Genomic DNA, 24,728 nt, shown 5'->3' on the forward strand with positions numbered 1-24,728 from the left:
CAGATAACAAGATCGAGGGAGACGGAACATGAAACAGGGAATGACCATTCACCGGGGCGCGAACGACCCCGGACTGATCAACGAGGGACGCCGCCAGATTCTGCTGGGAAGCGCCGGTGCCATGGCGGCCGTCAGCCTGCTGGGATTTGTGCCGCTGGCGAAGGCGGAGGAACCCAAGACCCTGCCCGACTTCGCAGCCTGGAAGGAGCAGAACGCCCTGATTATCCACAGCACGAACACCATGGAAACCCGCCGGGGTGCCATTGGCCAGGGCGTGTTGACCCCGAGCGACCGGCTGTTCGTCCGCAACAACCTGCCGGCCCCGCCCGACTCCATCGTCGCGGATCGGGATGCCTGGGAAGTCCGGATTGAGGGCGTGAAGAACCCGAAGACGATGACCATCGGTGACCTGAAGGAGATTGGCGTCACAACCGTGGCCTCGGTGCTGCAATGTTCCGGTAACGGTCGCGCCTTCTTCCCCCATGGCGCAGGCGGGACCCAGTGGTCTGTGGGGGCGGCCGGCTGCGTGATGTGGACGGGGGTTCCCCTGAAGGATGTCGTGGCAACGCTCGGCGGTGTGGCCGATGGCGTGAAATACATCACCAGTACGGGGGGCGAGGAATTGCCCGATGGGCTGGATCCGAAACAGGTCACCGTGGAGCGTTCAGTGCCGACCCGAGCCCTGGACAATGCTCTGCTGGCCTGGGAAATGAATGACGAGCCCCTGCCTCTCACCCATGGCGGCCCGCTGCGGATGGTGGTGCCGGGGTACTACGGCGTCAACAACGTCAAATACGTCAAACAGGTGGCCTTCACGGAAAACCAGACCGACGTGAAAATTCAGGCGTCCAGCTACCGCATCCGAGACGTTGGGGAAAAAGGTTCCCCGGACCAACCGTCGATGTGGGAGATGAACGTCAAATCCTGGGTGACCTCACCACTGGAAACCGCTCGCGCTGGTCGCACCATGATTTACGGCGTGGCGCTGGGAGGCACCGTCCCCCTGGAAAAAGTCGAGGTCTCGGTCGATGGCGGCAAAGCCTGGAAGCAGGCCCGTTTCCTCGGGCCGGACCTTGGGCCCTTCGCCTGGCGTCCGTTTGTGCTGGCCGCGGACCTGCCCGCCGGCGAATACCGGATCGTCAGCAAGGCGACCGACACGGAGGGCAACAGCCAGCCGGAAGGACGCATGGACAATGAGCGGGGCTATGGTCACAACGGCTGGAGCGACCATGGCGTCACCGTTGCCGTTGGCTGAAACGAACCGGGGGCGGTCGCCAGAGCTGCCCGCTCCCGCCCATCCCTGGACGATCCCCATGATCAAGCATTCAGTCGTCAGCCTTGCCTGCCTTCTACTGATGACCAACGCGGTTGCGGATGAACTCGCCGAGCAGGGCAGGAAGGTCTTTATCGAGGAAGCCCAGCCGGCTTGCACCGTCTGCCATACCCTGTCGGACGCCGGATCCGCCGGGGAGATTGGCCCAAATCTGGATGAGCTGGCGCCTTCCGCCACCCAGGTCAGGAACGCGGTGAAAGGCGGGGTTGGCATCATGCCGGCCTTCGGTGAGTCGCTCTCCGAGGCCCAGATCACCGCGGTGGCCCATTACGTGGCCTCGGTAACCGGGGGCGAGCCCTGAAAAACGGGGCTTCCGCCCCGTTCCGGTCAGCCGTTTTCCTTAAACACCATGGCAATGGAGTTCAGACAGTACCGCTGCCCTGTCGGCGGGGGACCATCCGGGAACACATGCCCGAGGTGGCTGTCGCACCGGGGGCATCGGATCTCCGTGCGAACCATGCCCAGGCTGCTGTCTTCCAGGTACCGGATGTGCTCCGGATCGAAAGGCTGGAAAAAACTTGGCCAACCGGTGCCGGAATCGAACTTGGAGTCCGAGCTGAACAGCGGCAGGTCGCACAGGCGGCAGTGGTAGGCGCCGGACAACTTGTTGTCCAGCAGGGTTCCGCAGAAGGGGTGCTCGGTGCCATGGTCCAGCAAGACTTCGCGCTCTTCCGGGGTCAGGTCCGCCGCGAGCTCATCGATTTGCCCTTTGCTCAGCGGTGTCAGGTCGTAACCTGCAGCAGAAACACTCATTGTTTACCTCATCAGGCCGTGTTGTTGTCGGAGTCGTGATCAACGTACTCCGGTTTCAGACGATCGCCGTAGTTGTCCACCAGTTTTTCCATTTTCGGGGCAGCCACCGCCATGATGTATGGCTGGTAGGGATTTCGCGCCGCAAAATTCTGGTGGTAGGCCTCAGCTGGATGGAACGCTTCCAGCGGCTCCAGCGTTGTTACTATGGGCGCGGGATAAACCCCGGCCGCATTGAGCTGCTGGATGTAGGCTTCGGCAACCTGTTTCTGGTCCGGCGTTTCATAAAAGACGGCCGAACGGTACTGGGTTCCCCGGTCGTTGCCTTGCCGGTTCAGTTGGGTCGGGTCGTGTGCCACGGAGAAGAATACTTTCAGCAACGCTCCGAAACTGACCTTCGACGGGTCGTAGTGGATATCCACGACTTCGGCGTGGCCGGTTGTCCCGGTGCAGACGGCTTCATAATTGGCGGTTTCGGCGCTGCCTCCGGCATAGCCCGATTCCACGTTGTTGACACCGTCCATGGCGAGAAACACCGCCTCGACGCACCAGAAGCAGCCGCCAGCGAGCACAAGACGGGCTTCAGTGCCGGTCTGCGGCAGATCCTGCTCCGGATCGGGGAAACGGCTTCGGGGCACGTTGAGCCCGGGAATATCGCACGATGTCACCATGATGTCCTCGACTAAAGAAAGATGCAGTGGGTTGGCACGTTCAACCTTCCAGATTGTGGCTGTTACGGTGTCGTTTTGCCAATGGCTCAGTGCCGTTGGCAGAAACATGAACATTGCTCCGGTCCGGTTGCATACCCCGGTAGGGCAACCATACTGACAGACAGGGTTTGCCACTATGCGATTCGACAATCGCCCGTTCGGCATATCAAGGACAGAGACATGACGGCAAGGGCTCGAACACCCAAAAATCAGGATGAGCTCCTGGAATACCGGCTGAGCCTTCGGCTGGGACCGGTTCACGCCCGGCAACGGCTGGGCATCGAACGCGAAGCCGAGGCCCTGGTCTTCGGTCAGAGCGGGCGATCCTTTCATCTCGAGAACGTCACCAACGCACCGCGTTTCATCCGCTTCTGCCTGAAGCTTGTGGGCCTCTTTGGTCGGGGCCAGGCCAACAGCCGCCGGCTGGACACCAACTACAACCGGTTTCGCTTACCCGGATTGCCGACGGCCTTCGAGGGCTTCCGGATCCTGCACCTGACCGACTTGCACGTGGACATGGATGAGGCCAACCTCGAGGCCGTGATTCGCCAGATCGAACCACTGGACTACGACCTCTGTGTGCTAACCGGCGACTATCGGCGCCTGACCTGGGGGCCGGTGGACGATGCCCTCGAGGGCATGGCGCGATTGCGCGACGCCATTCGTGGCAAGGCTTACGCCGTGCTGGGCAATCACGACAGCGTGCGCATGGTACCCGGCCTGGAAGACATGGGGTACTCGTTGCTGATGAACGAGATGATGCCCATTGAACACAACGGCGCAAAGATCTATCTGGCGGGCGTGGACGACGCGCATTTCTACAAGGTACACAACCTGCACCGGGCCGGGGACGACATCCCCGCCAATGGCACCAGTATCCTTCTCAGTCACACCCCGGAAATCTGGCGGGAAGCGGCTCATGCGGGCTATGACATCTTCCTGTGCGGCCACACCCATGGCGGACAGATCTGCCTGCCCGGCGGTATTCCCGTGACCCTGGATTCCGACTGCCCGCGCCACCTGGGCCGGGGCTACTGGCAGGCCAATGGCATGCAGGGCTACACCTCACCGGGCTCGGGCACATCGGTGGTCAATGTCCGCCTCAACTGCCCACCGGAAGTGACCATTCACACCCTCACCCGCGGTCCCCAATAAGCCCTTGCGGCTCAGTGCGGGTGGCGGCGGATGCCCAGCCGGTATAGCAGGGGCGAAAACAGTATGTTCGAGACGGTGAACAGAGCCACGATCAACAACGCGCTCCACCAGCTGACGGGCAGCCAGATCGCCGCCAATGCCATCGGCAGCGCCGACTCCGGAATCTGATCCAGACCCAGGGCCCGTGCGCTCGAGTCCAGCCCGAGCCGGCGCTTGGTGAAGCTGCTGATAAGGTCGCCCACCAGGCCCAGCAGGCCAAACAGCAGACCGAAGGCAAAACCAAGGCCGGCCCACAGGGAAAACAGGGCGCAACTCAGGGAACCGGAGATCAGGCCGCGCCAGGTTTTGCTGGTACCCAGGATCGGGCGACCGTCCCGCCACCGGCGGCCACCATCAATGGGTGCTGCCCAGTGCCGCTTGAGGATACGGGCCACAACCACCGGTACGCCATTGGCGAGCACCAGCATCACAAACAACTCCAGTGATATCAGCAAGTACTCGAACTCCTTCTCGGCCTGATCCTCACCAATCCATCAGCGGCGCCCCGGATTCAGGCGATACCGCCGCGCGTCAACTTCAAGGGATCCATCAACTGTTCCAGTCGCGTGCGACTGAGCCCGCTGCGCTCCTCGGCCACATCGATCACCGGGCGACCGGTTCGATACGCCTCTTTGGCAATGTCAGCGGCCAGGCTGTAACCAATCTCCGGGTTCAGCGCAGTCACCAGAACCGGGTTGCGCCCCACACCGGCATCCAGGTTGTCGGAATTGACGCTGAAGTCCCGGATGGCCTTGTCCGCCAGCATGTTGGCTGAGTTGCTGAGCAGGTCCGTCATGTCCAGCAGGTTGCCGGCCACCAGTGGCAGCATGACATTGAGCTGAAAGTTCCCGGACTGACCGGCAATCGCGACCGCGCTGTCGAGCCCCATAACCTGCGCACCGACCATAGCAACCGACTCCGGAATCACCGGGTTTACCTTGCCCGGCATGATGCTGCTGCCGGGCTGCAACGCCGGCAGGCTGATCTCGGAGAGGCCGTGAATCGGGCCGCTGTTCATCCAGCGCAGATCGTTGGCGATCTTGGTCAGCACAATGGCCGTGCCCCGCAACTGGGACGACAGCGCCACCGGCGCATCGATGGCACTCTGCCCCAGGAACTTGTGGTCCAGCGAGCGGAAACCGTGGCCGGTGTTGGCTTTCAGGAACTTGATGAACTGCTCCGCGAATTCCGGCGCCGCATTGACCCCGGTGCCGACAGCCGTGCCGCCCTGGGGTACCGACAAGAGCTCGTCCGCGGCGGCCTCAACCCGCTTTTCCGCGGCCAGCAACTGCTCCCGCCAGGTCCGAAGCTCCTGCCCCAGCGTAACGGGCATGGCATCCATCAGATGGGTCCGGCCGGTTTTGACCTGCTCCGAAAACTCCGCCTCGCGTTCGTAAATCATCCCGCGCAGATGAGTCAGTGCCGGAATCAGCTTCTGCTTCACCGCCATGACGGCGCTGACATGAATGGCCGTCGGAATCACGTCGTTGGAGCTCTGGCTCATGTTGACGTGATCGTTGGGATGCACTTCCACCCCCTGCTTTCGGGCAATCGCCGCAATCACTTCATTGGCGTTCATGTTGGTACTGGTGCCAGAGCCGGTCTGGTACCGGTCGACCGGAAACTGATCCGAAAACTCACCCTGCACCAGTGCCTCGCAGGCGGACACGATGGCGTCCCGAAGGTCGTTCTCCAGCAGACCAAGGCTGGCGTTCGCCTCTGCTGCGGCCCATTTGATGTAAGCGACGGCCACAATAAAGGCCTGAGGCAGTGGCTGGCCACTGACCGGAAAGTTCTCCACCGCCCGCTGGGTCTGGGCTCCCCATAGCGCGTCGGCCGGCACATGGACGTCACCAAGACTGTCCCGTTCGGTTCGATACTCGCTCATATTCCCTCCTGTCTATCCATTTACACACGGGATTGTCAGCGTCTACGGCACTCCGGCTATTTTGTATCAGCCGGAATTCGATCGGAGCCGGACATGATCACAAATGCCCGTGACCTGCTCAAAATTCACAATCAGGGTATGCACCGTGTTGGTGTAGGTGTCGTGCAGGTGAAATTTGAACCGGTGCTGTTTTTCCCCCTGAAGAAAGGCATCGTATTCCCGCACAAGTTCCCTGACGTCTCCGCCCTCGTTCTTGGTCCAGGTGGCGTTGAACGGCCCGAGAACGGCACCGCCAGCAAGGCAGATGGTCACTTCATGGTTAGTCAGTCCGGATTCCTGGGCACTCATGGTTGCTCCCCCTGTTGTTGAACAACGGATCATCCTTCCATGAGTGTAGTCGTTCCCCGCCCCACCGTTTCAAGTGGTTGAGAGCAGACTGGTCAGCAGGGCCCGCAGACGGTTCGGCTTGACCGGCTTGTTCAGAATCGGCAGATACTGGGCACGCATCAGGCGCCGGGTATCGTCACTCCGGTCGGCGGTAATCACGGCCGCGGGAATGTCGCGCCCCAGTCTGCGGCGCACGGCATGGATCGCTTCGCAACCGGTCAACTCATCGTCCAGGTGATAGTCGGCCAGAATCACCGCTGGCGCAGCGTCCGTGCCAAGACGCTCCAGAAGCGCCAGCGCACCGGCTTCACTGGGGGCCGCCAGCACCGCACAGTTCCACTGTTCCAGTAAGAGCTGCATGCTCTCAAGCACAGCCGGCTCGTTGTCGATCACCAGGATCCGGGCGCCGTTAAAACCGCCGTCGAAAGCCTGAAGGCTTTGGGGTTGCGCCACCGACTGGCGTTGAAGGACATGCTCCACCGGCAGGCTGACCATAAACCGGGAGCCTTGTCCCGGTCGTGACGCCACGTCGATGTCATAGCCCAGCACCCGAACCATCCGTTCGACGATGGCCAACCCCAGCCCGACGCCCTGACGACCGCCGGTGCCCTGCGGCAACAACTGGTGGAACTCGGTGAAGATATCCCGCAATTTACCGGCCTCGATACCAACACCGGTGTCCCAGATTTCAATCCGGAACTGCTCGCCACGGCGACGGAGTCCCAACAGGACACCGCCGCTGCGGGTGTAGCGAAAAGCATTGCTCAACAGGTTGCGCACAATGCGAGTCAGCATGCGCTGATCGGTTCTGACCAGCGCCGCCCGGGCGTGGACCCGGAAATCCAGGCCAGCGTTGGTGGCAACCGCGTCAAACTCCTCGCCCAACCCCTTAAGCAGGGCCTCCAGATCGGTGATCACGAGGTCCGGCTGCATCGCCTGCTGGTCCAGCTTGGAAATGTCCAGCAGGTCCGCCAGCAGGTCCTCGGCGCCTTCCAGGGCCCGATGCACCTGGTGCACCATCCGGCTTTCCTGTTGTGGCAGTCGGCTATCCTGCAACGCGGAGATCATCAACCGGGCGGCATTCAGCGGCTGCAGCAGGTCATGACTGGCCGCGGCCAGGTATTTGTCTTTGCTGCGATTGGCCTCCCGGGCTGCCTCCATGGCGAGTACCAGTTCGCGTTCGACCTTTTCCCGTTCCTCGATCTGGTACCGCAGGCCCACATTGGCATTCTGCAGGGCCTCCGTGCGCTCCTCGACCCGCCGTTCAAGATCGAGATTCAGCTGCTCCAGCTTCTGCCGCGCCTGGACCCGATCGGTAATATCTGCGACGAAGGCCTCGACCACTTCCGGCCCCAGGTCGGGCCGGCGCAACAGGGTCAGCGCCACCTGCACCGGGGTCTGATCCGCCCGCCTGAGCCGCGTTTCCCGTGCGCTCAAACGGCCCTCATCGAGCAGTTCCTGGCGAACGGCATCAAACTCCGCGGAGCTGCAGAACAGCTGTTCCCGCAGCCGGATCACCCGCTGCTTCAGCTCGTCGGCGTTCGGGTACCCGCAGATGCGGGCCATGGCCGGGTTACAGTCGAGGAAACCACCGCGGAGGTTGGCCCGGAAGATGCCGTGCAGGGCGTTCTCAAACAGCCACTTGTATCGGTTTCGCTCCTGCTCCAGCTCATCGATCCGGTCCTGAAGCGCCGGGTAATAGTTCTTGCGTACGGACTGGCTTCCCAGCCCGAGCAGATCGCCAATTCCGTAGCCATTATCCTGATCGTCAGAGGGCTTCTTCATAGACAACCTGAACATCCCGCAACGACGATTTGCGGGGATTGGTTAGAATGCAGGGATCCTGCAGGGCAAAGCCCGACAGATAGGGTATGTCCGAAACCGAGACACCGAGTTTCGCCAAGCTCGTTTCGAGCCCCACCCGCTTCTTCAGCTCAATGATGCGCTGCATCAGGCGCCGCTTGATGTCCGCCCGGCCCATGCCCCGGGTATCGATATCCATGGCCTCCGCCACCCGGCGGAACCGGTCTTCGGCGGAGCTGTAGTTATACGCCACCACATGCTCCAGCAAGAGCGCGTTGCACAGACCGTGGGGCAGATCCAGATAGCCGCCGAGGCTGTGTGACATGGCATGCACCGCACCGAGAATGGCGTTGGAGAAAGCCAGCCCTGCCTGCATGGACGCGAGCATGATCTGTTCCCGCAGGAACGGATCGGACGTGTTGCTGATCAGCGGTTCCAGGTTGCGGTTGATCAGGCGGATCGCCTCCAGGGCGTGGGTGTCCGTCAACGGCCCGCTGCCGGTCGACACAAACGCCTCGATCGCATGCACCAGGGCATCGACACCGGTGCAGGCGGTGAGGTAGGTATCCATGGTTTCGGTCACTTCCGGATCGATCAGGGACACGTCCGGCACCACCGCCTTGCTGATGATGGAAAACTTGAACCGGCGATCGGGGTCGGAAATGATCGCGAACTGGGACACGTCGGCGGAGGTCCCGGCCGTGGTCGGAATCAGGATCAATGGCGGTGACGGGTTGGAGATGGTGTCCACGCCCTCGAACTCGAGGATATTCCGGCCGTGGGTGGCGACGATGCCAATCCCCTTGGCGCAATCCATCGGGCTGCCGCCGCCAATGGCGACAATCACGTCGCACTCACTGGACTTGTAGAGTTCGGCGCCCTCCATCACCTCGGCGACCTTGGGGTTGGGTGACACGCCGGTAAACACGGTGGTGCGGATGCCGGCGTCGGTCAGCAGGGTGACAATTCCCTGGACCCAACCGGCGGCCGCCACCCCGGGATCGGACACCAGCAACACGTGTCTGGCGCCAAAGTTACTGGCGAAGTTGGCAACGGATTTTCGTGACCCGGCACCGAAAACGATTTCCGGGGAAACGAACTTGCGCAGAGCAGATATGTCGTGACTCATCGGGCGCTCTCGATCGTTTGTTGTTATAGGAATACCCGAGAGTTTAACTCAAGTTATCGGCCCGGACATCGGCATTTCCGCTATGTCTCCGGTAAAAACTGCAGAGCCAATCCATGGTGCCGGCCTGGCTGCTCTGCTGGCGAAAGCCGTGCCCCTCGCCGTCGAACCAGTGCAGCTCCGGCGCTCCGCCCATGGCCCGGATCGCTCCGACCATGGCGCGGGTCTGTTCGGGCACCACCACCCGGTCCAGTCCGCCCTGGAAGAACACCACCGGGGCGGTGATGCTGGCGGCGCGGTTCAGGGGAGTGCGATCCTGCCAGCGCTCCGGGAAAGCCTCGGGCGAGCCCAGCAACCAGTCCAGGTAACCGGATTCGAACCGGTGGGTCGCGGCCCGCAGCCGCAACGGGTCGGTCACTCCGTACAGGCTGGCACCACCGGCGAACCGGTCGCTGAGCACCAGCGCCATGAGCGCGGTGTAGCCGCCGGAACTGCGGCCCTGAATAAAGACCCGATCGCCGTCTACCAGACCGAGGTGCGCCAGATGGTTGGCCGCACGCCCCATATCCTCGACATCGGCCTCCCCCCAGCGACCGGCGAGGGCCATCCGGAAGGCGCGGCCAAACCCGGTACTGCCCCGGTAGTTGATTTCCGCCACCGCAAACCCCCGCTGGCACCAGAACTGAATCTGGGGATTGAACACCGGATAAGCGGCCGATGTCGGCCCCCCGTGGGCGATCAGTATCAGCGGCGGCCGCTCATCGGCCATCGGCTCGGGGCGGTACAGGAATCCCTGAACGGGCAGTCGCCCACCGCTATCCGCCGGAACGACGACATTCTGCGGACGCACCACCGGCCAGGTGTCCCAGGGCACCTCGCCGCCGGCCACAATCTGGAGCTCACCGGTCGTTGCGGAAATCTTCAGCACGGCATCCAGCGTGACATCGGACCGGGCAACGCAATAAACGTGATCGTCGACACTTTGAACGCAGCGAAAATCGGTGTACTGACAGGCTCGCCGCTCCGGCGTTTCCGTTGCCAGCCGCTGCAGCCACAGCTCGGCGACGCCCTGCCGATAACGGACCCGCGCCCAGCCTCCCCCGGGCAAACCGCAATGGTGTCGTTCACCCAGCTGCCAGGGCGCATTGGCATGATCCAGGGCGGGCGCATCCGTGGACGACCAGACGCCCACCTCGCCGTGACTCAGGAACCGGTAGGGCTGCCACCAGCCCTCATGATCCGAGAACAGCCACAAATCCTCGCCGTAAAACACCGGCTGTTGAACGCTGGCCTCCACCGGTGGTGCCCAGGCCCGGGTGTTGTAGAGGGAGCCGTCGTCGTTGATCTCCGCGGTCCAGAGTATCGACTGAATCCAGGGCATGTCCGGCAGTTGCCAGCTAACCCAGGCCAGTGTGCGGCCATCCGGTGACAGCGCCGGAGCGCTGTAGAAATCCTGCCCCTGGTGAAGAATCGACAGCTGCCCCGCGTCGTCTATGGCGACCAACTGCTGGCAGGCATCGCCCTCCCGCACGGCCAGCACCCGCGAGCGACGGGTATCGGCCACCAGACCACCAAAGGCTCCGGATTCAGTCGTCGACAGGACCCGTTGACTGCCGTCATCGAGATCAACGCGCACCACCTGCTGCTGTTCCGATACCGCGTACAGGCAACCGGCCCCGGCACACAGGGCGCCGCCACCATAGCCATTGACCCGGCTGCGCACCTGCAGGGTGCCGGCGGGCCGGGTGATGCCTCGGTCCGCCAGGCCCACAATCACGGCACCACCGAGGGCCGGATCGAACTCCAGCCAGAAAACGCCCGAGTCGGAGACCACGAGTTCACCCCGCTGTGTGAGTGCAGCGGCGGCTTGCCAGGCACTGAGGGGCGGTTGCGTGTTGTTCGCGGTGGCGAAGGCGTCAGCGGATTCGGCGCATTCAGCCCCGAAAGAATAGCCGTGAATTGTTCGCATTTCGGAAGGTTAACTCCTCGATGCCGGCCGTGGCGTGATCCGCGGCTCTCCTGGCCGCAAGAATCCGATCGTGATGGGGTGACTTGCTACAGACCGGGTCGGCGTTGTCGGCGTTTCCGGTCAGCAGGTAGGCCTGGCAGCGACAACCGCCGAAGTCTTTGCCTTTCTCGTCGCAGGAGCGGCAGGGCTCCGGCATCCAGCTGTCGCCCCGGTAGTGATTGAAACCGGGGCTGTCGTACCAGATGGTTCGCAATTCGGTGTCCCGCACGTTGGGGAATTCGATGGGCAGCAACCGGGCGCTGTGGCACGGCAGTGCGGTGCCATCCGGGGCTACCGTCAGGAACAGGCTGCCCCAGCCATTCATGCAGGCTTTCGGGCGTTCTTCGTAATAGTCGGGCGTCACGAAGATCAGTTTCATGGCCGATCCATCCGCCTCCAACCGGCGACGGTAAGCGTTCACTTCCGCCTCGGCCTTTTCCAGCTGCGACCGGGACGGCATCAGGCCCTCCCGGTTCTCGAACGCCCAGCCGTAATACTGGCAGGTGGCCAGCTCGACATAGTCCGCGCCCAGCCGGTCACACAGATCGATGATGTCGGTCATCTGGTGAATGTTGTGGCGGTGGATCACGAAGTTCAGCACCATCGGGTAACCGGCTTCCTTCACCGCCCGCGCCATCGCCAGCTTCTGGTCGAACGCCTTGCGCGAGCCGGCAACCGCGTTGTTCAGCTCCGGATCGGAGGCCTGGAAACTGACCTGGATATGATCCAGCCCGGCGTCGGCAAAAGCCGCCACCTTGGCCTCATTCAAACCCAGTCCGGAGGTGATCAGATTGGTGTAGTACCCAAGGTGCCGGGCCTCGGCGATCAACTCGGGCAAATCCGGTCGCACCAGCGGTTCGCCACCGGAAAAGCCCAGCTGGGCCGCGCCCATGGCGCGCCCCTGACGCAGCACGCTGACCCACTGCTCGGTGCTCAGCTCCTGCTCGGTCTGGGCAAAGTCGAGCGGATTGGAACAGTAGGGACATTGCAGCGGACAGCGATAGGTCAACTCCGCCAGCAGCCAGAGTGGCGGGCCAACGGAAGCGGCGGACTGGTCGGATGGGGCGGTGGTCATGTCAGGTCAATCCAGTGTTGCTGTTGGGCATCCTGCAGGAACTCGGTCACGTCCTGAGCCAGGGCGCCGGCTTCCGGAAACTTCTGTTCCAGTGACGCCACGATATCGGCCACCCTGCGCTCGCCGTTCACCTCATTGAGGATGGCGCCGGCGCTGCCATTGAGTTTGACCATGCCCTCCGGATACAGCAGCACATAGGACTCCTGGGCCGGCTCCCACTGGAAGCGGAAGCCCCGGCGAAATTTCGGGGTCCGGGCCATCACGTCATCCATCACAGCCCCCGGTGCCACACTTGTTGATCGGTGACTGTGTGGTACGGCGGCGTTTGATGCATGTAAGCCATAGTCAGCGCATCCAACATAGACCATAGGATATCCAGCTTGAATTGAAGTATGTCCAGGGCCCGGGCCTGATCGGCCTGCGACGTGAAATGATCCAGCGTGATCGTGAGCCCGTGCTCGACATCGCGCCGGGCCTCGGACAGACGCTTGCGGAAATAGCTGTAGCCGGTTTCCTCGATCCAGGGATAATGCTGGGGCCAGCTGTCCAGGCGCGACTGGTGGATTTCCGGCGCGAACAGCTCGGTCAGCGACGAGCAGGCCGCTTCCTGCCAGGTCGCCCGGCGGGCAAAATTCAGGTAGGCGTCCACCGCGAACCGGACGCCGGGCAGCACGTGGCGCTGATCCGTCACTTCCTCCCGGGTCAGTCCCACCGCCTCCGCCAGGCACAGCCAGGCTTCGATACCGCCCTCGTCTCCCTCATGCCCGTCATGATCCAGGATCCGTTGCAGCCACATCCGGCGCACAGTCGCATCTGGGCAATTGGCCATGATCGCGGCGTCTTTCCGGGGGATGTTGATCTGGTAGTAGTACCGGTTCGCCACCCAGCCGCGGATCTGCTCAGGTGTGCACTGCCCGCCATACATGGCCTTATGGTAAGGGTGGTGGATGTGGTAGAAACGCCCTTTGTCGCGCAGGGCCTGTTCGAAATCCTGACGGTTCATGGCCGTCGTGGCGATGGCGTTCATGGCTGCCCCGACAAATCGATGTGCATTCCGTCCCAGGCGACGTCAATACCGTGTCGTAACAGCTCGGCACGTTCGGACGAATCCTCGTCCAGGATCGGGTTGGTGTTGTTGATGTGTATCAGGATCTTGCGCTCGGCCGGCATGCTATCGAGAACCTCAATCATCCCGCCCGGCCCAAACTGCGCCAGGTGTCCCATGGCCTGACCGGTCTTGGTGCCGACTTCCTGGCGAATCATCTCGTCGTCGTGCCAGACGGTTCCGTCCACCAGCAAGACATCGGCCCGCTTCATCCAGTCCAGAATGCGCTGGTCCGGTTCGCCAAGGCCAGGCGCGTAGAGCACCGTCTGACCGGTGCAGATGTCTTCGAGAAACACGCCGATGTTGTCGCCGGGATGCGGGTTGTCCCGGCGCGGTGAATACGGTGGCGCGTTGCTGAGCAGGGGAATGGCCGTCAGCCGGATCGACGGGGCACAGGGAATGGTAAACGGCACCTGCTCGGTCGCTTCGATCGGCTGCCAGTTCAACCCGCCGTTCCAGTGTTCCAGCATGCGGAACAATGGGAAACCGCCGCTCAGATCCTCGTGCACCTGGGCGGTACACCAGACGTCGATCGGCAGCCCCTCCCGCAACGACAGCAGGCCGGTGGTGTGATCCACCTGGCTGTCCATCAGCAGGATGGCGTCAATGCCGGTGTCGCGCAGGGCCCGGGCCGGCTGCATGGCATCGAACGACGCCAGTTGGGCCCGGATATCCGGCGAGGCATTGAACAGAATCCAGTGTTCGCCGTCCTCACTGACGGCAATGGAAGACTGGGTTCTGGCCTTGGCGTTCAGGGTGCCGCTGCGGAATCCGGCGCAATTGGCGCAATTGCAATTCCACTGGGGAAAACCACCGCCGGCGGCGGAACCGAGGACATGAATCTGCATGCAGGAAACTCCGAAACGAAAACGGCCAGCGCGAAGTGCTGGCCGTCCGGTCTTCTCAGCGGTTGGCGAAGTACATGGTGACTTCGAACCCAATGCGCAGATCTTCGTAGGCTGGTTTGGTCCACATAATGCTCACCTCTTGTCTTGTCGTCGTTGTTAGGCGTTGATGCTGCATTATCAGTCTAGCCGATAACTCACTAACCATCGTAGCGGCGTGGTATCCACCTCCATATGCTACTTTGGCACTGTTTTCCGGGGTTCAAAAGGCGCATCCCGGCGTGTCCGCCCGCACCGGATTCACGGCCACAAAAAAGGCCCTGGGACGGGCCAAAAGAGAGTGACAGAAAACCCAAAACTTCCGCGGAAGTGTCCCCGGCCAGACGCCGGGGACAGGAAGGTGCACATCCACTGTGCTGACTCACCCACGGGCCCGTGTGGCAGGACCCGTTACCTCAGTGATCGATCAGAAGAAACCCAGTGGGTTGGTGTCGTAGCTCACCAGCATGTTCTTGGTCTGCTGGTAGTGCTCGAGCGCCATCTTGTGGGTCTCACGGCCAACGCCGGACTTTTTGTAGCCACCGAAGGCCGCGTGCGCCGGGTAGGCGTGGTAACAGTTCATCCAGACCCGTCCGGCCTGGATGGCACGCCCCATGCGGTAGGCCCGGTTGGTATCGCGGGTCCAGACGCCGGCACCCAGACCAAACTCGGTGTCGTTGGCGATGGCCAGGGCTTCTTCCTCGGTCTTGAAGGTGGTCACACCGACCACCGGTCCGAAGATTTCTTCCTGGAACACACGCATCTTGTTGTCGCCCTTGAACAGGGTCGGCTGGATGTAGAAACCGTCATTGAACTCCTCGCCCAGGTCTTCCCGGTCGCCACCGGTCAGCACCACGGCGCCCTCTTCCTTACCAATGGCCAGGTAGGACATGATCTTGTCGAACTGTTCCTTGGACGCCTGGGCGCCCACCTGGACGTCGGTGTCCAGCGGGTTGCCACGTTTGATGGCCTTGGTGCGCTCGACCACCTTCTGCATGAACTCCTCAAACATGTCTTCCTGTACCAGCGCGCGGGACGGGCAGGTGCAGACCTCACCCTGGTTGAAGAACGCCAGCACCAGGCCTTCGACGCACTTGTCGATGAACTCGGGCTCGGCCTTCATCACGTCGGAGAAGTAGATGTTGGGGGACTTGCCACCCAATTCCACGGTCGACGGAATGATGTTCTCGGCCGCGCACTTGAGGATGTGGGAGCCAACCGGGGTGGAGCCGGTGAAGGCAATCTTGGCAATGCGCTTGCTGGTCGCCAGGGCCTGACCGGCTTCGATGCCGTAGCCGTTGACGATGTTCAGCACACCCGGCGGCAACAGGTCGCCGATGATTTCCATCAGCACCAGGATGCTGGCAGGGGTCTGCTCGGCCGGCTTGAGCACGGTGCAGTTACCGGCCGCCAGGCACGGGCCCAGCTTCCAGGCCGCCATCAACAATGGGAAGTTCCAGGGAATGATCTGGCCCACCACGCCCAGGGGCTCGTGGAAATGGTACGCCACGGTGTTGGCGTCGATCTCGCCCAGATGGCCTTCCTGCGCCCGCAGGCAGCCGGCGAAATAGCGGAAGTGATCGGCCGCCAGCGGAATGTCCGCATTCAGGGTTTCACGGACCGCCTTGCCGTTGTCCCAGGTTTCCGCGACCGCCAGTTTCTCCAGGTTCGCTTCAATGCGGTCTGCAATTTTCAGGAGAATGTTGGAGCGCTCCTGGACCGATGTTTTGCCCCAGGCCGGTGCAGCCTTGTGGGCGGCATCCAGCGCCACTTCGATGTCTTCGGCGGTGGAGCGGGGAATCTCACAGATCACATCACCGGTCACCGGGGTGATGTTCTCGAAGTACTGACCCTTCACCGGGGCAACCCACTCGCCACCGATGTAGTTCTCATAACGGGATTTGAAAGAAACGACGGAGCCATCCTTTCCTGGTTGTGCGTAGATCATGGTCTCGACCTCTTGTTGTGTTTGTCGCTGGCAACGCGGCCTGTCGCGCTTACTCATTCAATGTAGACCCCAACCCGGGGAAGGTGAATGATTCGATGGGGGCGAAAAACTCCTCCCTTGGTAGTAGTTGCCGGAATCCACGGCCGGGCTGTCCCGCTCTCCGGCGTGCACCGCAAGGGTGCGGGCGCCCCGGCAGGACGCACGCAAATCCGGCGAGCCGCAATGAAATCACGCAAAAACAGACAGTTGGGAGATTGGCACAGACACTGCAATGTCTTCATCACGCAGCGAGAAGTCGGTTACTGAAACCACAATCAAAGCGCGACAATCTGACAAATGGTCAACTAGGGTTCCGGCCTGCCCTTCCCCGAACGGGGACCGCAGGCGACTGGTCCGAGAGTTGACGGCCTTTTCCAAGGCTACACGGCGGGACAAAAGCCCGGGAGGATCGTTCAGTTACTGACGCCTCTCGTGTTTTTGAAACACACCCAGCCATGAGGAAAAGGTTATGTTGCACACCGCAACCCCCCTCTACGACGATCTGATTCCCGGCGGATCCCACTGGTCCTTCATCATGCGCCGCGGCCACGTGCTGCGCCTGATCGACGAAACCGGCGGTGCCAATGTCGGCATGTTGATGTACAACCCCGAGAACCCGCTCGAGCGGTACAACATGCCGGACACCCTGAAGAACCAGCACACCTTCCTGCTGACCCGGGGCCATGTCCTGTTATCCGACATGGGCCGGGTTTTTGCCTCCATCATTCGTGACGATTTGGGCTGGCACGATACCGTCAGCGGTACCTGCAACGCCGACCTGGTGGCGCAGCGCTGGGGCCGGAAAACCTATCAGGACGCCCACAACCACTACCACCGCAACGGGTTTTCCAGCTTCCTGAACGAACTGGCCAAATACGGTCTGGGCAAGAAGGACCTCACCGCCAACCTGAACTGGTTCAGCAAGGTCAAAACCGACGACGACGGCAATATGGCGTACGTCCGCGATCATTCCCACGCCGGCGCTACCGTGGACCTGCGGTTCGAGATGGACACCATTGTGGTGCTGCACACCTGCCCGCACCCGCTCAACACCGCCGCCGAGTACCCCAGCCATCCCCTGCGTTACCAGCTCTTCAGGGCCGCGCCGGTGACCGATGCCGATCCCTGCAAGATTTCGTCGCCGGAGGCCACCCGCGCCTTCGCCAACACCGCCCTGTATCACCTGATGCAGCCCTGATCGCGAGGAGGCCGGACATGATTAAAGAGAGCGAACTGCATCCCGAGACTGCCCAATTCCGCGAGATCGTCCCGGCGGGTGAGTATTTCCTGAAAGTGGTCAAGACCGGGGAGACCGTCCGCATCCTGGACCTGGAAGGCAACCAGGCTGCCGACACCCTGTTCTACAACGCCCACAACCCGACCGAACGTTACAGTGCGGTGGACACCATTCGCGAGCAGGGCAACGTCTACCTGACCGCGGGCTCGAAGCTGATGTCCTCGGAAAACAACGTGATGCTGGAAATCACGGCCGACACGTGCGGCCGTCACGACACCCTTGGCGGCGCCTGTGCCGCCGAAAGCAACACCACCCGCTATGCCCTGGAAAAGAAATGCATGCACGCCTGCCGCGACAGCTGGCTGGTGGCGGTCACCGAGCACGACGAGCTGGGCATGACCAAGCGGGACATTACCCACAACATCAACTTCTTCATGAACGTGCCGGTCACCGCCGACGGCGGGCTGACCTTTGCCGACGGCATCTCCGACGCCGGCAAATACGTCGAGCTGCGGGCTGAAATGGATGTGCTGGTGATGATTTCCAACTGCCCGCAGCTGAACAACCCTTGCAACGCCTACAACCCGACACCGATCGAGGTGCTGGTATGGAGCTGAACCGACAGGTCGACAAGGTGCTGATTGCCAACCGGGGCGCCATTGCCTGCCGGATCATCCGGACCCTGCGCGAGATGGGCATGACCTCGGTTGCGGTGTACGCCGAGGCCGATGCCGACTCGCTCCATGTGCGTCAGGCCGATGAGGCCTGGCCATTGGGGGACGGGTCTGCGGCAGCCACCTATCTGGATCAGGACAAACTGTTTGAGGTCCTGGCGGCGAGCGGTGCCGGCGCCATCCATCCGGGTTATGGCTTTCTCAGCGAAAACGCCGAGTTCGCCCGCCGCTGTGAGGCCGGGGGCGTGGTGTTCCTGGGCCCCACCCCCGAACAGATGGAACAATTCGGCCTGAAACACACCGCCCGTGCCCTGGCGGAAGCGGCTGGTGTGCCGCTGCTGCCCGGTACCGACTTGCTCTCGGACCTGGACGCCGCCCTGGCCGCTGCCGAGCAGATTGGCTACCCGGTGATGCTCAAGAGCACCGCCGGTGGTGGCGGTATCGGCATGTCCCGCTGTTACGGCGCAGAGGACCTGCGCAACAGTTTCGAATCGGTCCAGCGTCTGAGCCAGAACAATTTCAGCAACAGCGGCGTGTTCCTGGAGAAATTCGTCGAACACGCCCGCCACATTGAGGTGCAGCTGTTCGGTGACGGCGAGGGCCGGGTCGTTGCCCTGGGCGAGCGCGATTGCTCGGCCCAGCGCCGCAACCAGAAGGTGATTGAAGAAGCCCCGGCGCCGGGGCTGACCGATACCGTTCGTGAGCGCATGCACACCACCGCCCGCCAGCTGGGCGAGCGCATCGCCTATCGCAGCGCCGGCACCGTGGAATTCATCTATGACCCGGACACCGCCGAGTTCTACTTCCTCGAGGTCAACACCCGCTTGCAGGTGGAGCACGGGGTCACGGAGCAGGTCTATGGGGTCGATATCGTCCGCTGGATGGTGCAACTGGGTATGGGCACCCTGCCCGACCTGACGAAACTGGCCAGCACGTTGACACCGGATGGCCACGCCATACAGGTGCGACTCTACGCCGAGGACCCCAACAAGGACTTCCAGCCCAGCGCCGGCCTGCTGACCAACGTCCGGTGGCCTGACGACGACAGCCTGCGGATCGACCACTGGATACAACCGGGTACGGAGGTATCGCCCCTGTTCGACCCGATGCTGGCCAAGGTGATTGTCCATGACCGGGATCGTGAAACCGCCCGCCAGCACCTGATCAGCGCACTGGACGACAGCCAGCTGTACGGCATCGAAACCAACCTCAACTACGTACGCCAGGTCCTGGACGACCCGCGCTTCATCGAGGGCCGCCTGTTCACCCGCACCCTCAATGAATTCGATTACCGCCCCGCCACCGTCGACGTCGTCAACGGCGGCACCCTGACGACCGTCCAGGATTACCCGGGCCGGATCGGTTACTGGGAAGTCGGCGTGCCACCCTCCGGCCCGTTCGACAGCTATTCGTTCCGGCTCGGCAACCGGCTGCTGGGTAACGATGAGGGCGTCCCCGGTCTGGAAATCACCCTCAAGGGCCCGACCCTGGTCTTTAACCGACCGACCCAGATTGTCCTGACCGGCGCCGAACTCAGCGCCAGCCTGAACGATGAACCGGTTGGGTTCTGGCAGGTCGTCGATGTGCCTGCAGGCGCCACCCTGAAACTGGGCGCCACCACCGCGGACGGCGCCCGGGCCTATGTCCTGTTCCGGGGCGGGCTGACCTGCCCGGAATATCTGACCTCCTGCAGTACCTTCACCCTGGGCCAGTTCGGCGGCCATTGCGGCCGGGCCCTGCGCGCCGGCGATGTGCTCACCCTGCCGGACGCCGAACCGGTCGCCGCGGCCACCGTGCCGACGGACCTGAAACCGGCCATCGGCAAGACCTGGCAATTGCACGTGACCTACGGTCCCCATGGCGCGCCGGACTATTTTACCGAGCGGGACATCGACACTTTTTTCGACAGCGACTGGGAGATTCACTACAACTCCAGCCGCACCGGCGTGCGCCTGATCGGACCGAAACCCGAATGGGCCCGCAGTGACGGTGGCGAAGCCGGCATGCACCCGTCCAACATCCATGACAACGCCTACGCGGTGGGCACCGTGGATTTCACCGGGGACATGCCGGTGATCCTCGGCCCGGACGGGCCCAGCCTCGGCGGATTCGTCTGTCCGGTCACGGTCATCAGCGCGGATCTCTGGAAACTGGGTCAGCTCAAGGCCGGCGACAAGGTCCGGTTTGTGCCGGTCAGCCAGGACCAGGCGGTGGACCTGCGCCGTGCCCAGGACGACTCCGTGGCCGGGCTCTCCGCCGCCTCCCCAGCCGCCCTGAACATGACGCCCACCCGGCCAGAGACGCCGGTTTTGGCGGCACTGAGCACCGACCAGCACGAAACCGGCGTGGTCTATCGCGCCGCTGGCGACAACTACGTGCTGGTTGAATACGGCCCCATGGAACTGGATATCCGCCTGCGCTTCCGGGCCCACGCGCTGATGCTCTGGCTCCGGGACCGCAATCATCCGGCCATTCTGGAGCTGACGCCGGGCATTCGCTCCCTGCAGGTGCATTACGACAGCCGCAAGCTGGACCAGCACACCTTGCTGGACCTGCTGATCGGCGCCGAAAAGGAACTGGAGCAGCAGCCGGAATGGGACGTTCCCGCCCGCATTGTGCACCTGCCCCTGTCCTGGGACGACGAGGCCTGCCACACCGCCATTGCCAAATACATGCAGTCGGTACGCAAGGACGCCCCCTGGTGCCCCAGCAACCTGGAATTCATCCGGCGCATCAATGGCCTGGAGAGCATCGAGCAGGTCAAGAAAACCCTGTTTGAGGCCAGCTACCTGGTGATGGGACTGGGCGACGTCTACCTCGGCGCGCCGGTGGCGACGCCACTGGATCCCCGACATCGGCTGGTCACCACCAAGTACAACCCGGCCCGGACCTGGACCGCGGAGAACTCCGTCGGCATCGGCGGCGCCTACCTGTGCATCTATGGGATGGAGGGCCCCGGGGGCTACCAGTTCGTGGGGCGCACCCTGCAGATGTGGAACCGCTATCGCACCACCGAATTCTTCGAAGAGGGCAAGCCGTGGCTGCTCCGGTTCTTCGACCAAGTGCGCTTTTACGAAGTCAGCGCCGCCGAACTGCAACGGATCCGGCGCGACTTTCCCAACGGCGATTACCCGATCCGGGTCGAGGAGACCCGCTTCAACCTCAGGGACTATGAACAGTTCCTCGCAGACAACCACGACGACGTCCGTGACTTCACCAGCCGGCGCCAACAGGCCTTCGATGAGGAACTGCAACGCTGGATCGAGTCCGGCCAGATCAACTTCAGTGCCGAAGCGCCGCTGGAAGACACCGGAGAGGACGACATCGCCAACCTCCCGGCCGGCCAGCACGCGGTGGAAAGCCACGTAGCCGGCAACCTGTGGGAGTGCCTGGTGCAGGCCGGTGACACCATCGAAGCCCAGCGGCCCGTGGCGATCATCGAGTCCATGAAAATGGAAATCGAACTGCTGAGCCCGGTCAGTGGCCGGGTGGTGGAGGTGCGCCGGGAAGCCGGCCAGTCGGTCGCCCCGGGTACCCCGGTGGTGATCGTTGAGGAAACACGGAATGAATGCCAACAGCGCGAATGATAACAACCGCAGAACACCAAACCTTCAAAAACGGGCAAAGCCCCAGGAGAGTAACCATGAAAAAGCGTGACTTCAGCAAACGTGTTGCAGCCGGTCTGGTAACGGCCTCCCTGTCGTTGGGCGCACTCGCCCAGGAGAAGGACTCCTTCAGCATCGCCTGGACCATCTACGCCGGCTGGGTGCCCTGGCAGTATGCCGAGGACTACGGAATCATGAAGAAGTGGGCCGACAAGTACGACATCGATGTCGATATTGTGCAGGTCAACGACTACATCGAATCCATCAACCAATTCACCGCCGGCCAGTTCGACGGTGTGGTGGCCACCAGCATGGACGGGCTCTCCATTCCCGCCGCCTCGGGTGTCGACACCACCGCGCTGATAGTGGGTGATTACTCCAACGGCAATGACGGCCTGGTGTCCAAGGACGCCAAGACCATCGCCGAGCTGGAAGGCGAAACCGTGCACCTGGTGGAGCTGTCCGTATCCCACTACCTGCTGGTCCGGGCTCTGAACACCGTAGGCCTGGAAGAGCGCGACATCAGCGTGGTGAACATTTCTGACGCCGATCTGGTTTCTGCGTTCCAGACCGACGACGTTCGCCACGTGGCGACGTGGAACCCGCTACTGGCGGAAGTGGAAGCCTACCCCGGTGCGACCAAGCTGTTCGATTCCAGCGAGATCCCGGGCCACATCAAGGATCTGACCCTGGTGAACACCGAGACCCTGGCCGACAACCCCAAGCTGGGCAAGGCGCTGGTTGGCGCCTGGTATGAAACCATGAGCATTCTGTCGTCCGACAGCAAAGAAGGTCAGGAAGCCCGCGCGTTCCTGGGCGAACTCTCCGGTACCGATCAGGCCGGTTATGAAGCCCAGCTGGCTGGCATGAAGATGTTCTGGGAGCCACAGATGTCGGTGGACTTCATCAACAGCGAGGAAGCCCACGAGGCGATGGACAGCGTTCGCCAGTTTTCCTTCGACAAGGGCCTGCTGGGTCAGGGCGCGATGAGCCCGGACTTCGTCGGCATCGAGTTCCCGGACGGTTCGGTCATGGGTGACGAGGGCAACGTGAAGCTGCGCTTCAACGATGACTACATGGAGATGGCGGCGGACGGCGGGCTCTAAGCTCATACGGACTTGCCTGATCAACCACCGAAGGGCACGATATTCGTGCCCTTTTTCATTCCCTGGGGAGGGTTGGTGCGGGGTCCCCTTTACGAAACACGCTCCTTGCGGCACGTCCATGTGACGCTTGAGCTCCGCCATCCATGGCTGCGCACAGTTTCGTAAAGGGGACCCCGCACCAACCTTCAGAGCTCACAGTTGTCACAGAGTTTTCGAAACCGATGCGCCGTACCAAGGAAGACGCCGAGAAAACCCGACAGACAGTGCTTGACGCAGCGTTAACGCTCTTCAGCCGGGACGGGTATTCGCTGACCACGCTCAGTCGAATTGCGAAGGAAGCCGGCTGCAGTCGGGGGCCGATCTACTGGCACTTCCAGACCAAGGACGATCTGTACGAGGCGGTGCTGGCCTACTCCCAGGAACCGCTGGAGGCCCTGGTCGCCGAATGCCGGGCCATGAACGACACCCCAATCGATGGCTTGAATCACTTCATTGAACGCTGGCTGGGCTTGCTCGCCAATGACCGGAAGTACCGGCAGTCGTTCGAGATCCTGCTGAACAAGACCGAGCTGACGGAGGCCATGAACCGGACCCTGAAACGGGAACGGCAGTTGACCCGATCGATCATTGCCCTGTTTCAGGCTCTCGTGGAGCGAGCTCAGAAGGACGGGCGGATAACATCGGAGGAAGCGCCGGAAGACCTCGGGCTGTTGGGCTACACCTATCTGATGGGCATCACCCAGACCTGGCTGTTCTCCCCCCGGCTGTTCTCGCTGAAGCAGCAGGCGCCGTTCTTCCAGCGCCAGTTCTGGCGGTTACTGGGGAGCGGGCACTAGCCTGCGCCCCATGGCGATCAGGATGCAGCCAAAGCCGTACATCAACACGCTGTAGACCACCGCCGGGATCGACATTTCGCTGGACTCGAGCAGGGTCAGAGCCACCATCAGCGCAATGGTGCCGTTCTTGATACCCAACTCCACGGCGATCGCCAGGGATTCCCGCTGGGACAGGCCCGCCAGGCGACTGGCACCAAGCCCAATGGCGACACCGATCAGGTTGAGCAGGAAGGCCGCCGGCCCCGCCTGGGAGAGCAGCTCGGGCAACCGCTCCCGGGAACCCCACAGCAGGGCGACGATCAGCAACAGCAGCACAATGCCGCCGAAAATGCTGACGATGCCTTCGGCTTTTTGCGCCTTGGCCGGGGCCCGGGTGCGGATGAACATGCCAATGGACACCGGCAGCAACACGATGACCACCAGCATGGCGATGGTCTTGCCCACCGGCAGGGAAATGTTGGCAGCCTCACCGAAGTACATCTGCAGGGCGTAATTGGTGAAAAACGGCAGGGTCACGATGGTGATCAGACTGGCCGAGACGGTCAGCAGGATGGACAGGGCAATGTGGCCCCGGGCCAGCAGCACAAAGAGGTTGGAGGTGGTGCCACCGGGGCAGGCGGCAATGATCACCAGGCCGACCGCGAGCGCCGGCGCCAGCCCCAACGTGCCGGCAATGGCGAAGGCCACCAGGGGCATTACAACAATCTGGGCAACCGTGCCCACGACAATGCTTCGGGGGTTCCGGGTAACCTGGCCAAAATCCCGGAGCGTCAGGGTCAGGCCGATGCCAACCATGATGATGAAAAGCGAGACTGGCAGGCCGATCGAGATCAGCGGACTGGACTCCACGGTGTGACTCCTCGTTATTATTGTTGATTGAGACCAGGCCCGGGCAAAATGGCGAGGCAACTTGATGAATATCATGCCCACTGGCATTCGCGCGACAGTCTAGTCGAAAGAACTGAGTCAGAATGTAAACAATTTGACAGTGTTGTGCCGGAGATTCTGCTGGGGACGACC

The 24,728-nt window shown here is 62.3% G+C and carries 23 protein-coding genes and 1 riboswitch; of the genes, 8 read left to right on the forward strand and 15 right to left on the reverse strand.

Translation table 11 applies throughout. From position 1 onward, the window contains the following. Positions 1-28 precede the first annotated feature (28 nt). Together sorT and sorU are read left to right on the forward strand one after the other, a co-directional pair. Positions 29-1,255 (forward strand): SorT family sulfite dehydrogenase catalytic subunit, encoded by a 1,227-nt coding sequence (gene sorT / locus KXD86_RS08515; RefSeq protein WP_218635605.1) that lies wholly within the window; start codon positions 29-31, stop codon positions 1,253-1,255. Continuing rightward, positions 1,230-1,634 (forward strand): SorU family sulfite dehydrogenase c-type cytochrome subunit, encoded by a 405-nt coding sequence (gene sorU, locus KXD86_RS08520; protein WP_228739353.1) that lies wholly within the window; start codon positions 1,230-1,232, stop codon positions 1,632-1,634. The genes sorT and sorU overlap by 26 nt, the downstream gene beginning before the upstream one ends. A 26-nt stretch (positions 1,635-1,660) precedes the next feature. Here sorU and msrB read toward each other — a convergent pair whose 3' ends face one another. Both msrB and msrA read right to left on the reverse strand, forming a co-directional pair. Continuing rightward, positions 1,661-2,086 (reverse strand): peptide-methionine (R)-S-oxide reductase MsrB, encoded by a 426-nt coding sequence (gene msrB / locus KXD86_RS08525; RefSeq protein ID WP_218635606.1) that lies wholly within the window; start codon positions 2,084-2,086, stop codon positions 1,661-1,663. A gap of 11 nt (positions 2,087-2,097) precedes the next feature. Next, positions 2,098-2,754 carry a peptide-methionine (S)-S-oxide reductase MsrA gene (msrA, locus tag KXD86_RS08530; protein ID WP_218636776.1) on the reverse strand — a complete coding sequence of 219 codons (657 nt, stop codon included), beginning with the start codon at positions 2,752-2,754 and terminating at the stop codon, positions 2,098-2,100. Between the two features lie 219 nt (positions 2,755-2,973). Here msrA and KXD86_RS08535 point away from each other — a divergent pair, with 219 nt between their 5' ends. Next, positions 2,974-3,948: a metallophosphoesterase gene (locus tag KXD86_RS08535; RefSeq protein WP_218635607.1), complete on the forward strand. Its 975-nt coding sequence runs from the start codon at positions 2,974-2,976 to the stop codon at positions 3,946-3,948. A gap of 11 nt (positions 3,949-3,959) precedes the next feature. On the opposite strand, the gene KXD86_RS08540 is transcribed toward KXD86_RS08535, so the two are convergent. The 12 genes from KXD86_RS08540 to exaC all read right to left on the reverse strand — a co-directional run bounded on the left by KXD86_RS08540 (position 3,960) and on the right by exaC (position 16,211). Next, a complete protein-coding gene (locus KXD86_RS08540; protein ID WP_218635608.1) occupies positions 3,960-4,442 on the reverse strand; it encodes a CDP-archaeol synthase in 483 nt (160 codons plus the stop codon). Between the two features lie 56 nt (positions 4,443-4,498). After that, the gene (locus tag KXD86_RS08545; RefSeq protein WP_218635609.1) at positions 4,499-5,875 is read right to left on the reverse strand and encodes a class II fumarate hydratase; all 1,377 of its coding nucleotides are present in this window, start codon (positions 5,873-5,875) and stop codon (positions 4,499-4,501) included. Between the two features lie 66 nt (positions 5,876-5,941). Beyond that, positions 5,942-6,223 (reverse strand): hypothetical protein, encoded by a 282-nt coding sequence (locus tag KXD86_RS08550; protein WP_218635610.1) that lies wholly within the window; start codon positions 6,221-6,223, stop codon positions 5,942-5,944. A 69-nt stretch (positions 6,224-6,292) separates the two neighbouring features. Continuing rightward, positions 6,293-8,047 carry a PAS domain-containing hybrid sensor histidine kinase/response regulator gene (locus KXD86_RS08555; protein ID WP_218635611.1) on the reverse strand — a complete coding sequence of 585 codons (1,755 nt, stop codon included), beginning with the start codon at positions 8,045-8,047 and terminating at the stop codon, positions 6,293-6,295. Beyond that, entirely contained in the window at positions 8,031-9,194 is a 1,164-nt protein-coding gene (ercA, locus tag KXD86_RS08560) for an alcohol dehydrogenase-like regulatory protein ErcA (protein WP_218635612.1), read from the reverse strand. Before ercA ends, KXD86_RS08555 begins: the two co-directional genes overlap by 17 nt. Positions 9,195-9,237: 43 nt before the next feature. Beyond that, positions 9,238-11,160, reverse strand: coding sequence for a S9 family peptidase (locus tag KXD86_RS08565; RefSeq protein WP_218635613.1), 1,923 nt, complete (start codon positions 11,158-11,160; stop codon positions 9,238-9,240). After that, positions 11,126-12,274 (reverse strand): pyrroloquinoline quinone biosynthesis protein PqqE, encoded by a 1,149-nt coding sequence (gene pqqE, locus KXD86_RS08570; RefSeq protein WP_218635614.1) that lies wholly within the window; start codon positions 12,272-12,274, stop codon positions 11,126-11,128. The genes KXD86_RS08565 and pqqE overlap by 35 nt, the downstream gene beginning before the upstream one ends. Further along, on the reverse strand, positions 12,271-12,546 hold the full coding sequence (gene pqqD / locus KXD86_RS08575) for a pyrroloquinoline quinone biosynthesis peptide chaperone PqqD (protein WP_218635615.1): 276 nt from the start codon (positions 12,544-12,546) through the stop codon (positions 12,271-12,273). Before pqqD ends, pqqE begins: the two co-directional genes overlap by 4 nt. Next, positions 12,546-13,301: a pyrroloquinoline-quinone synthase PqqC gene (gene pqqC, locus KXD86_RS08580; RefSeq protein ID WP_218635616.1), complete on the reverse strand. Its 756-nt coding sequence runs from the start codon at positions 13,299-13,301 to the stop codon at positions 12,546-12,548. Before pqqC ends, pqqD begins: the two co-directional genes overlap by 1 nt. After that, complete coding sequence (pqqB, locus tag KXD86_RS08585; protein ID WP_218635617.1) at positions 13,298-14,227, reverse strand: pyrroloquinoline quinone biosynthesis protein PqqB; 930 nt, start codon at positions 14,225-14,227, stop codon at positions 13,298-13,300. The genes pqqC and pqqB overlap by 4 nt, the downstream gene beginning before the upstream one ends. Before the next feature lie 55 nt (positions 14,228-14,282). Then, entirely contained in the window at positions 14,283-14,354 is a 72-nt protein-coding gene (gene pqqA, locus KXD86_RS08590; protein WP_007153157.1) for a pyrroloquinoline quinone precursor peptide PqqA, read from the reverse strand. A gap of 336 nt (positions 14,355-14,690) precedes the next feature. Continuing rightward, a complete protein-coding gene (exaC, locus tag KXD86_RS08595; RefSeq protein ID WP_218635618.1) occupies positions 14,691-16,211 on the reverse strand; it encodes an acetaldehyde dehydrogenase ExaC in 1,521 nt (506 codons plus the stop codon). A 333-nt stretch (positions 16,212-16,544) separates the two neighbouring features. Next, positions 16,545-16,659, forward strand: a riboswitch (guanidine-I (ykkC/yxkD leader). Positions 16,660-16,719: 60 nt separating this feature from the next. Here exaC and KXD86_RS08600 point away from each other — a divergent pair. The 5 genes from KXD86_RS08600 to KXD86_RS08620 all read left to right on the forward strand — a co-directional run bounded on the left by KXD86_RS08600 (position 16,720) and on the right by KXD86_RS08620 (position 23,708). Next, positions 16,720-17,448 (forward strand): urea amidolyase associated protein UAAP1, encoded by a 729-nt coding sequence (locus tag KXD86_RS08600; RefSeq protein WP_218635619.1) that lies wholly within the window; start codon positions 16,720-16,722, stop codon positions 17,446-17,448. Positions 17,449-17,465: 17 nt separating this feature from the next. Beyond that, on the forward strand, positions 17,466-18,104 hold the full coding sequence (locus KXD86_RS08605) for an urea amidolyase associated protein UAAP2 (RefSeq protein WP_218635620.1): 639 nt from the start codon (positions 17,466-17,468) through the stop codon (positions 18,102-18,104). Beyond that, positions 18,095-21,748, forward strand: a complete 3,654-nt coding sequence (uca, locus tag KXD86_RS08610) for an urea carboxylase (RefSeq protein ID WP_218635621.1) — start codon at positions 18,095-18,097, stop codon at positions 21,746-21,748. Before KXD86_RS08605 ends, uca begins: the two co-directional genes overlap by 10 nt. Positions 21,749-21,804: 56 nt before the next feature. Next, entirely contained in the window at positions 21,805-22,872 is a 1,068-nt protein-coding gene (locus tag KXD86_RS08615; RefSeq protein WP_218635622.1) for a putative urea ABC transporter substrate-binding protein, read from the forward strand. A 221-nt stretch (positions 22,873-23,093) separates the two neighbouring features. Next, entirely contained in the window at positions 23,094-23,708 is a 615-nt protein-coding gene (locus tag KXD86_RS08620) for a TetR family transcriptional regulator (protein ID WP_218635623.1), read from the forward strand. On the opposite strand, the gene KXD86_RS08625 is transcribed toward KXD86_RS08620, so the two are convergent. After that, positions 23,688-24,557 (reverse strand): bile acid:sodium symporter family protein, encoded by an 870-nt coding sequence (locus KXD86_RS08625; RefSeq protein WP_218635624.1) that lies wholly within the window; start codon positions 24,555-24,557, stop codon positions 23,688-23,690. The two genes, KXD86_RS08620 and KXD86_RS08625, sit on opposite strands and share 21 nt — an antisense overlap. Positions 24,558-24,728 lie beyond the last annotated feature (171 nt).

Source organism: Marinobacter arenosus (genome assembly GCF_019264345.1).
Taxonomy (GTDB): Bacteria; Pseudomonadota; Gammaproteobacteria; order Pseudomonadales; family Oleiphilaceae; genus Marinobacter; species Marinobacter arenosus.